This is a genomic window from Paraclostridium dentum (genome assembly GCF_048568265.1).
Taxonomy (GTDB): Bacteria; Bacillota; Clostridia; order Peptostreptococcales; family Peptostreptococcaceae; genus Paraclostridium; species Paraclostridium dentum.
This window is the reverse complement of record NZ_CP183813.1, coordinates 1,166,630-1,180,044: the sequence shown is the minus strand read 5'-3', so window position 1 is coordinate 1,180,044 and position 13,415 is coordinate 1,166,630. Positions and strand designations below refer to the sequence as shown.

At 27.2% G+C, this 13,415-nt stretch carries 13 protein-coding genes; 4 read left to right on the top strand and 9 right to left on the bottom strand.

The features are described 5' to 3' along the window. Positions 1 to 27: 27 nt before the first annotated feature. Positions 28 to 1,452, top strand: coding sequence for a Na+/H+ antiporter NhaC (gene nhaC / locus ACN6I1_RS05190; protein WP_419742986.1), 1,425 nt, complete (start codon positions 28 to 30; stop codon positions 1,450 to 1,452). Positions 1,453 to 1,479: 27 nt separating this feature from the next. Here nhaC and ACN6I1_RS05185 read toward each other — a convergent pair whose 3' ends face one another. The 3 genes from ACN6I1_RS05185 to ACN6I1_RS05175 form a co-directional block, all read right to left on the bottom strand. Further along, positions 1,480 to 2,238: an acyl-CoA dehydratase activase gene (locus ACN6I1_RS05185; RefSeq protein WP_419742985.1), complete on the bottom strand. Its 759-nt coding sequence runs from the start codon at positions 2,236 to 2,238 to the stop codon at positions 1,480 to 1,482. Positions 2,239 to 2,251: 13 nt separating this feature from the next. After that, the gene (locus ACN6I1_RS05180) at positions 2,252 to 3,406 is read right to left on the bottom strand and encodes a double-cubane-cluster-containing anaerobic reductase (RefSeq protein WP_419742984.1); all 1,155 of its coding nucleotides are present in this window, start codon (positions 3,404 to 3,406) and stop codon (positions 2,252 to 2,254) included. A gap of 119 nt (positions 3,407 to 3,525) precedes the next feature. Beyond that, entirely contained in the window at positions 3,526 to 4,479 is a 954-nt protein-coding gene (locus ACN6I1_RS05175) for a calcium/sodium antiporter (protein WP_419742983.1), read from the bottom strand. Between the two features lie 181 nt (positions 4,480 to 4,660). On the opposite strand from ACN6I1_RS05175, the gene ACN6I1_RS05170 reads away from it, so the two are divergent. Beyond that, positions 4,661 to 5,482, top strand: a complete 822-nt coding sequence (locus ACN6I1_RS05170; RefSeq protein WP_419742982.1) for a pyridoxamine kinase — start codon at positions 4,661 to 4,663, stop codon at positions 5,480 to 5,482. Between the two features lie 36 nt (positions 5,483 to 5,518). Here ACN6I1_RS05170 and ACN6I1_RS05165 read toward each other — a convergent pair whose 3' ends face one another. After that, positions 5,519 to 6,022, bottom strand: coding sequence for a hypothetical protein (locus ACN6I1_RS05165; protein ID WP_419742981.1), 504 nt, complete (start codon positions 6,020 to 6,022; stop codon positions 5,519 to 5,521). A 134-nt stretch (positions 6,023 to 6,156) separates the two neighbouring features. Here ACN6I1_RS05165 and pdaA point away from each other — a divergent pair, with 134 nt between their 5' ends. After that, the gene (gene pdaA / locus ACN6I1_RS05160) at positions 6,157 to 7,020 is read left to right on the top strand and encodes a delta-lactam-biosynthetic de-N-acetylase (protein ID WP_081949288.1); all 864 of its coding nucleotides are present in this window, start codon (positions 6,157 to 6,159) and stop codon (positions 7,018 to 7,020) included. A 30-nt stretch (positions 7,021 to 7,050) separates the two neighbouring features. On the opposite strand, the gene ACN6I1_RS05155 is transcribed toward pdaA, so the two are convergent. Next, the gene (locus ACN6I1_RS05155; protein WP_021428911.1) at positions 7,051 to 7,545 is read right to left on the bottom strand and encodes a hypothetical protein; all 495 of its coding nucleotides are present in this window, start codon (positions 7,543 to 7,545) and stop codon (positions 7,051 to 7,053) included. 288 nt (positions 7,546 to 7,833) lie between these two features. Beyond that, positions 7,834 to 9,429 (bottom strand): Na/Pi cotransporter family protein, encoded by a 1,596-nt coding sequence (locus ACN6I1_RS05150; RefSeq protein WP_419742980.1) that lies wholly within the window; start codon positions 9,427 to 9,429, stop codon positions 7,834 to 7,836. A 184-nt stretch (positions 9,430 to 9,613) separates the two neighbouring features. On the opposite strand from ACN6I1_RS05150, the gene ACN6I1_RS05145 reads away from it, so the two are divergent. After that, positions 9,614 to 11,017, top strand: a complete 1,404-nt coding sequence (locus ACN6I1_RS05145; protein ID WP_419742979.1) for a CehA/McbA family metallohydrolase — start codon at positions 9,614 to 9,616, stop codon at positions 11,015 to 11,017. A 7-nt stretch (positions 11,018 to 11,024) separates the two neighbouring features. On the opposite strand, the gene ACN6I1_RS05140 is transcribed toward ACN6I1_RS05145, so the two are convergent. The 3 genes from ACN6I1_RS05140 to ACN6I1_RS05130 all read right to left on the bottom strand — a co-directional run bounded on the left by ACN6I1_RS05140 (position 11,025) and on the right by ACN6I1_RS05130 (position 13,393). Further along, the gene (locus ACN6I1_RS05140; protein ID WP_419742978.1) at positions 11,025 to 12,026 is read right to left on the bottom strand and encodes a SpoIVB peptidase S55 domain-containing protein; all 1,002 of its coding nucleotides are present in this window, start codon (positions 12,024 to 12,026) and stop codon (positions 11,025 to 11,027) included. A 195-nt stretch (positions 12,027 to 12,221) separates the two neighbouring features. Further along, positions 12,222 to 12,869, bottom strand: a complete 648-nt coding sequence (locus ACN6I1_RS05135) for a diphthine--ammonia ligase (RefSeq protein ID WP_419742977.1) — start codon at positions 12,867 to 12,869, stop codon at positions 12,222 to 12,224. An 86-nt stretch (positions 12,870 to 12,955) separates the two neighbouring features. Next, positions 12,956 to 13,393 (bottom strand): DMT family transporter, encoded by a 438-nt coding sequence (locus ACN6I1_RS05130; protein WP_419742976.1) that lies wholly within the window; start codon positions 13,391 to 13,393, stop codon positions 12,956 to 12,958. Between the last annotated feature and the right edge of the window lie 22 nt (positions 13,394 to 13,415).

The window sequence follows — 13,415 nt, the reverse complement described above, 5'->3', positions numbered from 1 at the left end:
CTCAATACACCATTTGGAGGTTACATTATGTTAAAAAGAGAAAAAAGGCAGGCATCGCTTGGTGATTCACTTCTATGTTTAGGATTTTTAATTTTTACACTATCAATATCTTTAACTAAACTAGGACTTTCAGCTCATATTCCACTAGTTTTAGGTGGCGTTTTCTGTGGATTTGTTGCAATATTTAAATTAGGATTTACATGGAAAGAGCTTGAAGAAGGTATATTATCAACTATAAATTCTACTATGCAAGCTATTATAATTTTATTAATTGTTGGTATGTTAATTGGTACATGGATAATTTCAGGGGTTGTTCCAAGTATGATATATTGGGGATTGAACATACTTTCTCCAGGAATATTCTTAGTTGCCACAACTATTATATGTTCTATAGTTTCTATATCTACAGGTTCTTCTTGGACTACAGCCGGTACTATAGGTATAGCCCTTTTAGGTATAGGAAGTGCTTTAGGTATTCCTAAGGAAATAATAGCTGGTGCTATTATCTCAGGTGCATACTTTGGTGATAAAATGTCTCCACTTTCAGATACAACAAACTTAGCTCCGGCTATGGCTGGTACTAATTTATTTACGCATATAAAGCACATGCTTTATTCAACTATTCCGGCATATGTTATTGCGCTTATACTATATGCTGTAATTGGATTAAAATATGCAGGACAAGTTATAGACAATAGCCAAATTTTACAAATACAACAAGCTTTAGCTTCAAACTATAATACATTATCTCCGTTATTACTATTAATACCTGTAATGGTTATAGTAATGGTTATATTTAAAGTTCCTGCTATTCCAGGTCTTGTTATAGGTACATTACTTGGAGGTTTTGTAGCTATAGTTTTCCAAGGCGCTTCAATTAAGGATGTTTTAGAAGTTGCTCAAGTTGGATATACCTCAAATAGTGGAATGGCCTTTGTGGATGAACTATTAACTCGCGGTGGACTTAATAGTATGTTAGGTACAGTATCTCTTATGTTATGTGCTTTAACTACAGGCGGAATACTTGAAAAAACTGGAATGCTAGAAGCTTTAGCTTCTGCTATATTAAAATTTGCAAAAGGAACTTTTGGTTTAGTAGCCGCAACTATCTTTACATGTATAGGAACTAATTTAGCAGTTGCTGATCAATATTTAGCAATAGTAATGCCTGGAAGTATGTACAGAGAAGCATTTAAAAAGCAAGGTCTTTGTCCAGAAAATCTTTCTCGTTCGCTAGAAGACAGTGCAACTATAACATCTCCTCTTATTCCTTGGAATACATGTGGAGCATATATGAGTGCTACACTTGGAGTTGGATCATTTGTATTTTTACCATTTGCATTTTTTAATCTTCTATGTCCTTTAATGTCCTTGACATTAGCTGCTACAGGATTTGGAATTACAAAATTATCAGATGAAAACTCAGAAAAACTTGAAAGTTCTATAGCATAATAAAAGGATGGCTATCGCCATCCTTTTTTATTTTTTATATCCAATAATCGCAGCCCCTAGTGCCCCTATTATTTGAGTATCATCAGCTATAAAAATTTTCTTTCCCAAATTATTTTCTATCATATTTACTAAAACGTTACTTTTAGCAACCCCTCCAGTAAATGCAATATCATCTAATATATCAATTCTAGATAACATAGACTTAGATCTATTTGCTATAGATTGTAATATTCCTGATGCTATTGATTCTTTAGATATGTTTTTTGCTAATAAACTAATAATTTCTGATTCAGCAAAAACAGTACACATACTTGATATATCTTGTGGAATTGCATCTTTAGCTAAGTTATCAATGCTTTCTACATCACTTCCCAGTAAATTAGATGTGACTTGTAAAAAACGACCTGTCCCTGCTGCACATTTATCATTCATTATAAAATTAGATACATTTCCATCATTATCTAAGTTTATAACTTTACTATCTTGTCCACCAATATCTAATATAGTCCTTATATTGTTATTTAAAAAATGTATTCCTTTTGCATGGCATGTTATCTCCGTAACTTTTTTGTCTACAAAGTCCATGCTCACTCTTCCGTATCCTGTTCCTACAACTTTCTTTATTTTATCTTTATCTATATCATTAGCAAGTTTTTCATAAACTTCTAATGATGCATTCTTAGGACTCCACCCTGTTGGTATAACAATTTTGTTTACTATTTTTTCTCCATCAAATAATACACCTTTTGTTGCTACAGATCCAGAGTCTATACCTATACTGTACATAAAATCCACCTACTTAGTCTATCATTTCTATAAAAGCTTCAAATCTAGTTCTTAATTGTTCTGTATCAGATTTAGAATAATCTGTTTCTATAGCCATATACGGTTTATTTTTAACGTTATTTACAAATTGTTTAATTCTATAACTTTCTACATTGAATGTATGACAAGCCTGAAGAACAACATCTATAACTCCATCTATCTTGTATTCATCCATAAGTCTATCTATTAACTCTATTCTTGCATCATTATTTACCATGCATGAACAAGCTATGTTTATATATTTTTTAGCAATTGCATCTATTGGATCTGGATTACTTTCATCAACTAACTCATCATTAGATCTAATTCCTCCACAAAGTTCATATGCAACAACTACAGCACCACTTTCTTCTATAGTTTTAACTATTTTTTCACTAACTCCACCTATTGGACATCCTGTTATAAGTATTCTTGGTTTATCTTCACTTACAGGTATTTCACCTTTTTCATATTTTTCTTTTATAGATGCAGTTAAATCCCTTATACTTTGTTTTAATTCATCTCTATCAAATTTAAATCCTGAGTTATATAAAACTTGGTGCATATCAAATCCATTCATTGGTGGTGGCACTAATTTACCTAGTTCATAAAACTCTTTTAATAATCTTCTCTCTTCATTTTTATCTTTTATAGCATCTCTTATATCATCATCAGTTATTTTTACTTCAAACTTATTTTCTATTTCTTCCTTTAAAACCACTATTTCATTTTTCCAAAGGTCAAATGAATGTTTTCCAACCTTACTATTTGGTAATTGCATTAAATGTAAATCTTTAATTTTTGCTAATTCTTCATACATTTTCTTTTTACCATCACATGTAGTTTCTGCTATTAATAAATCTGAAAAATAAAAATATGGACAAGTATCTGTTATTGCATGTCCAAAACTTGATTTTATAAGTGGACAAAGATTTCTTGGTAATATTTTTTCAGCTTCTGCTATTGGTTCTTCACTTACCCCGCAAACTCCAACTGTTACAGCTTTTGCAGCCATTGGTATCTCAACTGGAGTAAATGCACAAAATACTCCAACTAATTTTTTCCCGCTCTCTTTTAATTCTTTAGCTTTTATAAATCCATTTCTTCTAGCTTCGCTAAACTCTTCAAATTTTTCTGGTAACGATATCATATCATTTCTCCCCCAACAATTTTAATGATTTATATCAAATTTTATCATATTTGGTATTTTTATGTAAAATAGTTAAAAACTATACTTCTTATACGAAATATAGTTTTTAACTATAACTACTATTGTCTTATAATTATAAATATCATATATGCTATATATGTTGCCGTTAAAATTATACCCTCAAATCTATTAACTTGTTTTTTACTTATTGCAAATACATAAGTAATCGCGGTAACAATTAACATAATAATCATATCTACAAATACGATAGGTTGTACATGTATGGTATGTATTATTGATGATGATCCTAAGACAAACAATATGTTAAATATATTTGACCCTATTATATTCCCCATGGCAATATCGCTCTCACCTTTTCTTGCAGCTACAACACTAGTTACAAGTTCAGGTAATGATGTTCCTATAGAAACTATAGTAAGTCCAACTAAGTTTTCACTCATTCCTAAATCTATAGCTATATTTGTGGCACTATCTACAACTAAATTCCCACCTATTATAATTCCTATAATACCACCTATGCTTAACAGTATACTTTTTGTTATAGGATCTCTAGAATTTCCTTGTTCAACATCCATTTCTTCCTTTGAAGATAATGCCATTTCCAATAAATAATACATAAATATAGAAAACAATGCAAACAACATAAGACCATCAGATCTTGTAAGTGCATTCTCATTGTATCCTTGAAATTTTATATCGTGAGACAATATAAGTAAAACCAATGACGCTAACAATGCAAATGGAAACTCTTTTATTATAGTCGTCTTTTGAACCTTTACAGGAGCTATAATTGCTGATATACCTAAAACACATAGTATATTAAATATATTGGATCCTACTACGTTTGCTATAGCTATATCATTTTGTCCTTTCATAGCTGCAGAAATACTTACTGCTGCTTCTGGAGCACTTGTCCCAAAGGCTACTATGGTTAGACCTATTATTATAGTGGGTATATTTAATGCCTTTGCAATTGAGGATGCTCCAACAACAAAGTAATCGGCAGACTTTATAAGTAATATAAATCCAATCAAAAGTATCACATACTTCATAAAATTGTACTCCTTTTTTCTTTTAGATTTATATTAACCATATCTACTAATATTTATTACATGTAGTAATTAGTAGATAATTAATTGTATTAATACAATTGATTAATTTTATATACCTATATAAATTAATTAATATTAATAGTAATATATAGTTATATTTTTATTTAAAGGAGTTTGTTTTATGTTAAAAAAAGTGGCCGCTATTCATGATTTATCTGGTATAGGAAGATGTTCTTTAACTGTAGCTATTCCAATACTTTCAGCTTTAAAAGTTCAATGTTGCCCATTTCCAACAGCCATATTGTCAAGTCAAACAGGATTTCCAGAGTATTCATTTTTGGATTTGACAAACGAGATGAATAAATATAAAAACGTTTGGAATAACCTTAATATACATTTTGACTGTATATATAGTGGTTTTTTAGGATCTAAGGACCAAGTTAATATAGTCTCTAAATTTATAGATGATAATAATAAAGACTCATTAGTAATCGTAGATCCTGTAATGGGCGATGACGGAGATTTATACCCTATATTTGATGATGAAATGTGTAGTAAAATAAAAAGCCTAGTACAAAAATCGGATATAGTTACACCTAACTTAACAGAAGCGCTTATTCTAATTGGAGAAAATTTAAATAATACCAACTTAGACAAATCCAATCTAGTTCGTATTGCAAAGCAAGTTTCTAATTTAGGTCCTAGTAAAGTTGTTATTACAGGTATAAAAATTAAAGATTATATTTATAATTTATCATTTGATAAAAATTTAGATGAAGCTTATTTTACATCTTCACCATTTAATAATATTTCGTATAGTGGTACTGGAGATATCTTCACGTCTATTCTTGCCGGTATGATATTAAATGGACATTCATTAAAAAATAGCGTTATAAAAGCTAACAACTTCATAAGTAATGTAATTTCATATACATCTAAATTCGATACAGACAGAAATGACGGAGTTATGTTTGAAATGTTTTTAAATGAGCTTACAAATTAAACCTAAACACTTAATCTAAGTGTTTAGGTTTAATTTCTATTTTTTATATTTTAACTCTAAAATCTCTTGATTTACTTTTAATTTAAATTTATTGTCCTTTAATACAATTTTATATCCACTTAAGTATATATCTTTTAAACTTTTAACTATATCTGGCTTATTGTCTATAAAGTTAAATCTGTGCATGCATATATTATTATAAGTATTAACATCATTTAATATGTTAATTTCTGATTTTAAATTTTGTTTTGTTTGCATATTTCTAACGTTTTTTTTATACATTTTATCAAATTCTAATTGATAGAAATTTAATTTAACTTCATTGTAATTAACGATTCTTTCTATAATACTTTCCTTTATATTTATATCATCTATATTGACAAGATTATGATCTATATAAGCTATTATATACTTTGATTCTATATCATTTTCAATAAATTTATTTAACTTATTATTTATATAGCTATCATTACAAAACACATTAATATTTATATTTATAAAAATTACAATTAAAGTAAATATTATTATTATCTTTTTCATATTTATCTCCTTTGAATTCCATATCTTAATATATTATTTCCTAATTTTTTATTTATTTATCCTATTTTTTCATAGTTTATATTTGGATAATGTGTAAAAAATATAATTAACGTTTAAATTATAGAGGTGATAAAATGAAAAAATCCAAAAAAAGAAACTCCTTTTTTATAATTGTATTTTTTATAATTTCAGGATTTTTAATTAGTGGTAAACTTGATTTATTTGATAAAATTAAAACTCAAATACTAAATACAGATCCAACAACTAGAGAATATAGTTGGTACTTTAATCCAAGAAATGACGGAAAACAGCCTACACCTATTAAAGAAGCTTCATTTTTCAAAAAGTATAATGCTTACTATGTAGGAGATCCAAATGAAAAAGTATTATATTTGAGTTTTGATGCAGGGTATGAAAGTGGAAATACAGAAAAAATACTAAATACTTTAAAAAAACATAATGCTCCTGCTGCTTTTTTCGTAGTAGACCATTACCTAAAATCAAATCCTGAAATGGTAAAAAGAATGACTGAAGAAGGCCATTTAGTTTGTAATCATTCAAAGTCTCATCCTTCTATGGCTAGTATAACTGATTTTAATAAGTTCAAAGAAGAAATTGTAACTGTAGAAAATAGATATAAAGAAATCACAGGAAAAGAAATGCCTAAATATTTTAGACCTCCTATGGGTAAATTCAGTGAAAAATCACTTGAATATACTCAGCAATTAGGTTATGACACTATATTTTGGAGTTTTGCTTATGTAGACTGGTATGAAGATAAACAACCTAGTCACGAAGAAGCTAAAGAAAAAATATTCTCTAGAACTCATCCTGGAGCAGTACTACTTCTTCATCCTAATTCTAAAACAAATGCAGATATATTAGATGATGTTTTAACTCATTGGGAACAAGAAGGTTATACAATAAAAAGCTTAGACCATCTTACAAATAAAAAATCATCTAATAATACTGATTTAAAAATTTTAGAAAATAAATAAAAGCAGATATTTTAATATCTGCTTTCTTTTTTATGCTTCTAGTAATACTGATTTACCATTATATATGCCTACCCAATAAGGCTTATATATACTTTTAATGTCTAAAACTTTTATATCATGTATATGACACTTACTATTTATAACATTATTTTTTATTACTTTAATCATTTCATTTTTTATATTTTCTAGCATATGAATTTCATCCATTTCAGATTTTTTTATATTATTTTTAGATATATTTACTTTGTATGTATCTGGAGCTTTAGTTATAGATTTTGAAAACCCAGTATGAGTATTTACTAACATTGTAATTTTGCTCCTATTTATATCTTGTTTAAATATATTCTTACCTTTTATTTTAATAACTATATCATAAGTTATAACTTTATGCTCTATGTACTTAAGAGTTGTATTTTTTATCCTAGGGTTTAATTGGACCACTTTACTCATTAATGGTATATTATCTCTCTCAAATTTTTTCACATCATTTTTCTTCACTTTTACTTCTATTGCATCTATTATCATGCCTATTCCTCCTAAGATATAATTAGTCTTTTATAAATTATATTAAACATATCTTAGGTTTAATGTCTGTACAATTTAAAATATAAAAAATTCGCTTCGCTCATGTCGCCAACGACTCTGTCCGTTGCTCAAAATGTAATTTTTTACTTTTGCCAAAACATTTGTATAACTACGTTGTATAATTTATCCACAAATATTTGTTAAGTATAATTTTCTTAAGCGTAAAAAATTTACTTAATATAATATCCTTAAAATAAAAAACAAGTAAGCATTTAAGCTTACTTGTTTTTACATTACTCTTTGTGCAATATTTAAAGAATGGTCTGCAATTCTTTCTAAGTTGCTAAGCAAATCTAAATATAAAACACCAGAATCAACACTGCATTTGCTTTGATTTAATCTTAACATATGATTTGATCTAAATGCTTTATCCATAGCATCTACTTCATTTTCTATTTCCAAAACTTTTTGAGCTAAAACTTGATCATTTTCCTGTAATGCTTTAATAGCATACTCTATGCTAAGTAAAACTTTATCGTATACCTCTTTAGTTTCAGTTTGACTTTGGCTAGATAAATTTATACTAGAATCCATAGATGATTGAGCTAATTCAGCAATATTTTCAGCATGATCTCCAATTCTTTCTATATCATTTACAGTGTTAAACATTAGATCAACTAATTCTCTTTCGTTATCATCCAGTGGACATTTGGATAATTTTAGTAAATAGTTTAAAATGTGCTTTTGCAATTTATTTATATTTTTTTCTTGCTCTAAACACTTAAGAGCTTTTTCATTATCTTGATCTAAAAATGAATTTATTGCGTTTTGTAAGCTTTCTTTCGCCTGATTTCCCATACTTACAATTTCTTTTACAACATTTCCAAGTGCAATAGATGGTGTTTCTAACATTCTTTCATCTAAGTATTTTGTTTCTTTGCTTTCTTTTTCATCTTTATCTGGCACTAATTTAATTGCTATATTTACTATAAATTTAGCAAAAGGAATTAAAATTATAACATTTATTAAATTAAATAAAGTATGTGCATTTGCTATTTGTCTTGCTGCATCCCCAGGATTTATACTCGTTACTAATGCAACTATAGGCTTATTTAAAATTAACACAAATAATAATGTTCCTATAATATTAAATGTTAAATGCATTACAGCTGCTCTTTTTGCATTTGTATTAGCTCCTATACTAGATAATAAAGATGTCACACAAGTCCCAATGTTATCTCCATATAATATTGGAAGTGCAGATGTTATAGGTATTAAACCTTGAGTAGCTAGTGCTATTAACATCCCCATAGAAGCACTTGAACTTTGAACTATTCCAGTAATAGCAAATCCAGCTAAAATACCTAAAAACTGGTGCTGTCCAAAGTATACAAGCGCATCTCTAAATCCTTGATACTCAGCTAAAGGTCCTACTGCATCTTTCATAAACTCCATACCTGTAAACAATATCCCAAATCCAATTAATATTTCTGCAATATTTTTTATCTTTGCTTTTTTAGTAAATAGAAATAAAACAATACCAATCCCTAAAGCTATTGGAGCTAAACCTTCTAGGTTAAATGATACTAATTGAGCTGTTATAGTAGTTCCTATATTAGCTCCCATTATTACTCCTATTGCTTGTGTCAAACTCATTATACCTGCATTTACAAATCCAACTACCATAACCGTAGTTGCACTACTACTTTGTATAATTCCAGTTACAACTGTACCAACCAAAACCCCCATAAATATATTACTTGTGAGTAATCCTATAATTTGCTTTAACTTCTCACCGGCTGACTTTTGTAGACCATTACCCATTAAATTCATCCCATATAAAAATAGCCCTAATCCGCCAATTAAATTTATAGCTATATCCAATTTAAAACCTCCTTTGTAATTAAATTGATATAAATAAAGCGACTAATTATTATTGTGTTAATTTTTTATATTTTATATACTTTAACAATTTATAAATTATATATTTTTTGCATTATTTTACATGAATTGAAAAATAGAATTTGATAAATATATAATTAAAATAACATTTAAAGGACTGATTATTATGACACAATTTAAATATATATTCATATTATTTTTTATATTTATTTTTTCAACTTCAAATGTACATTCTTTAAATCTAAAAGATACTACAGCTCCTAAAATAGATATTGTTTCTCCTGTTAATGCACAGCAATACATTATTTCTAAACCTACTATAAGAGCTACTTTCCAAGATGAAAATAATATAGATTTAAAAAGTATTAAGTTTTTGGTTAATTATAAAGATGTTACTAAGGATTGCAAAATCGAAAATAATTCAATTTCTTATAAACCTAAAAATAAATTTAAAAGAGGAACTCAAATAATAGAAGTTCATGTTAGTGATGTAAATAAAAATAAGTCTAAAGCTGAATGGTATTTTAATGTAGGATCTCCAAATTATAACCATTATTATGGTTTAATCCATGCTCATACATCAAATAGTGATGGCCATGGTAGTTTTGAAGATGCTTACTATACCTCTAAATTCAAAGCTAAACTAGATTTTTTTGCAATAACAGATCATTCAAATATGTTAGATAAAGATACAGAAGTTACTTTAGATGATGGAAGTTTAAGCTCTAAATGGACAAGTTTAATTAATGTATCAAATGATTATACTTCTAATGATAAATTTTTAGCTCTTAAAGGTTTTGAAATGACTTATCCTTTTAAAAATAAAAAAGACCCTATAGGCCACATAAATGTGTTTAATACTAATGGCTTTATATCTACAAGTGATTCTCTTTACTCTAATTTAGAAAGCTTTTACAAGGAAATTTCAAAACATGATGATTTAATTGCTCAGTTTAATCATCCATGCGATACATTTGGAAGATTTAATAATTTAAAATACAATAAAGATGCAGATAGCGTAATTTCTTTAATTGAAGTTTGTAATGGATATAAAAGTGATATAACTAAAAACAAAATAGCTTTTGACGAATATCAAAAAGCTTTGGATTTAGGTTGGCATCTAGCTCCTACATCTAACCAAGATAATCATCGAACTGATTGGGGAGTTGCAAATGAATTCAGAACAGTTGTTTTATGTACAGGTTTAAACGAAAATTCATTTTATGATTCTTTAAGAAACATGAGAGTATATGCTACTCAAGACAAAAATATAAAAATAGATTATAGTATAAATGATCAAGTAATGGGTTCTACTATAAAAAATACATCCAATTTATATTTTAATATAAGCGTAATCGATAATGATCTTAAGGACAAAATTAAAAGAATCGAAGTAATTTCTAACAATGGAAAAATAGTTGCATATAAAAATTTCAGTTCTAACTTAGCTAAACTTGAATTGAAACTTTATACGTTAAAAGATTCTTATTATTATGTAAAAGTATATCAAAATAATAATAAAATATCAGTTACAGCACCTATTTGGATTGAATTTAAAAAAGAACAATGATGAAAGATTATTCTTTCATCATTGTTTTTATATAAACTCCATTTCCATTTAAGGTATCCTTAGTCATTACATATGACAATGATCCTATTAACTTATCATTTTGAATAATTGGAGATCCACTCATTCCTTGTGTTATTCCTCCATATTTTTTTATTAACTCTTCATCTTCTACTTTAAAATCAAAACTTTCTATTTCTTTATCTATTTTATTAATTTTTGTAACGTTTATTTTATAATACTTAGATTCATTTTCATTATGTTTCATAACTACAAAAGCTTGACCTAATTTAATTTCATTTTCATTTGCAATTTTGCATATTTTGTTCTCCTTGTTATTTTGTAGAGAATTTACATTACCTTTAACACTATAGCTTCCCATATTTGAAATTGTTCCTAATAAATTTTCACTTTTATCCCCACTTATATTTCCTACATACTTTTTAGATGATTTTTTTATACGCGATAAATTTGATTTATATATTTCACCTTTATTTGTAATTAATTTTTCATTTCCTTTAAATTCAATATCATGACCTACTGCTCCAAAATTTAAATTTTTTGGATTTATATAAGTTAAAGTTGCTGTATATGGAATTTTATCTACTAAATATTCTGGTTTAAGTTGTTTTTTATCAATACTTACCTTTATTTTTTTATTATTTCTTATTAAACTTAAGTTTATTTTTTCATCTTCTTTCATAGAGATAAGAGTAGTTATTATATCTTGTTTAGATAATATATATTTTTCATTTTGATTAAATATTCTTTTTACTGAATCTCCACTTATACAGTCTATTAAATCACAATTTTTAATAAAGGAATTTTTTTCTATTCCAAATATCATTACTTTTTCAGTATTTAATTCCATATGCAATAATTCTCCCCCTATTATAACTTCTTGCGGTATTTTTTGATTTTTTTGCATTGAATAAACATCATTTGGCAATAATACTATTAGCATATTTATTATTAAAAAAATAAAAAACTTAATTCCTTTAGATGATTGCATTTAGTGTCACCTTCTTAAATTAGTTTAGTATTTATTTTTATTATTATTTGCTTTAATTTAAGTTAATATAATGGTTACTATTTTACATAATTCCCATATCTATATTTACCTCTTCAATTTTTAATTTATCCACATTAATATGTGTATTTTTTGATTTGTAGCGCAAAAAAGCCATCTTTTTTAAGATAGCTTTTTCTATACAATATTTAAATGTCCATAATTTCTTTCAATTACAATACCTTTATTTTCAAAAGATACTTTTTCTTTAAATAATGGTCCATCTATTACAAACGTATGATATTCTCCATTTTCACCACAAGCATCTGCCCCTGCATTTTTAATCTCAAGAACAACATCTTTTGTAAGTTTTTTCCCTAGCAAACTTTCATTTAAATAGTCTAAATTTACAGTTTTTATTATAGTTGTAAATCCACTTTCTATAAATTCATAAACTAATGATTCTCTATCTTCTTGCCATAGTGGGAAACTAGCTTCGATTCCTGCATTTTTACATCTTTCAACATCCCAATTTTTGTGTTCTTCGATATCTATATCTCCAAATACACAAATACTTGCGCCAAGTTCCTTTGCTTTTATTAAGCTATTTTCAAACTCTTTTTCATACTCACAAACATCGCATTCAACTTCTAATAATGGAATGTCTAAGCTTTCACTTACTTGTTTTAATAACCTTCTATTTATCCCATGTGTCCATGATTTATCAGCATCTTTTTTTACAGTTGTCAAAAGAGCTACTGGCTCATAACCTTTTTTTATCATGCGATATAATGCCAGTGTGCTATCTTTTCCCCCGCTAAATGACATAACAAATTTATTTTTCATTATTATATCTCTCCTAATGTATTTTATTTACATTAATTTTATCACATAAATTTAATTTACCAAATATGTATAATAATTAAATAGATTTAACTTACTATGAAAAATGTTCCTATAAATAGTAAAATTGCACCTACATATTTATATAAATACATAGTTTGCTCTTTAAGAACAACCACATCTATAAAAAATCCTATCAGAATTTGTGAAACTACTATTATAGTTAATGTACTTGAAAGCCCTATTCCATCCATTGCCTTAACTGTAAAATAAATTATACAACCCCCAAATATACCCCCAAGTAGTAATTTAGGACTTATAGACTCTGTTGCTAAAAAGGTTTTAATTTCCCCAGTTAAAATCATGTTTATTAAAAAAAATACTGAACCTACTACTAAACTTACAAAAGTTGCTGTAACTGCTGATGTACTTTTCCCTAACTCTCCATTTATAAAAGCTTCCAGAGCTGTGGATCCTCCCGCTAGTATTGCAAATATTATAGATACTAATTTTATCAATTGGCTCACTCCTTTACATAATAAAATCTTA

Bases quoted from the DNA above. Each gene is read 5' to 3' on its own strand.
- ACN6I1_RS05180 (WP_419742984.1), bottom strand. From the start codon at position 3,406: ATGATATCGTTACCAGAAAAATTTGAAGAGTTTAGCGAAGCTAGAAGA.
- ACN6I1_RS05175 (WP_419742983.1), bottom strand. From the start codon at position 4,479: ATGAAGTATGTGATACTTTTGATTGGATTTATATTACTTATAAAGTCT.
- ACN6I1_RS05140 (WP_419742978.1), bottom strand. From the start codon at position 12,026: ATGCAATCATCTAAAGGAATTAAGTTTTTTATTTTTTTAATAATAAAT.
- ACN6I1_RS05170 (WP_419742982.1), top strand. From the start codon at position 4,661: ATGTTAAAAAAAGTGGCCGCTATTCATGATTTATCTGGTATAGGAAGA.
- ACN6I1_RS05135 (WP_419742977.1), bottom strand. From the start codon at position 12,869: ATGAAAAATAAATTTGTTATGTCATTTAGCGGGGGAAAAGATAGCACA.
- nhaC (WP_419742986.1), top strand. From the start codon at position 28: ATGTTAAAAAGAGAAAAAAGGCAGGCATCGCTTGGTGATTCACTTCTA.
- ACN6I1_RS05145 (WP_419742979.1), top strand. From the start codon at position 9,614: ATGACACAATTTAAATATATATTCATATTATTTTTTATATTTATTTTT.
- ACN6I1_RS05155 (WP_021428911.1), bottom strand. From the start codon at position 7,545: ATGATAATAGATGCAATAGAAGTAAAAGTGAAGAAAAATGATGTGAAA.
- pdaA (WP_081949288.1), top strand. From the start codon at position 6,157: ATGAAAAAATCCAAAAAAAGAAACTCCTTTTTTATAATTGTATTTTTT.
- ACN6I1_RS05185 (WP_419742985.1), bottom strand. From the start codon at position 2,238: ATGTACAGTATAGGTATAGACTCTGGATCTGTAGCAACAAAAGGTGTA.
- ACN6I1_RS05165 (WP_419742981.1), bottom strand. From the start codon at position 6,022: ATGAAAAAGATAATAATAATATTTACTTTAATTGTAATTTTTATAAAT.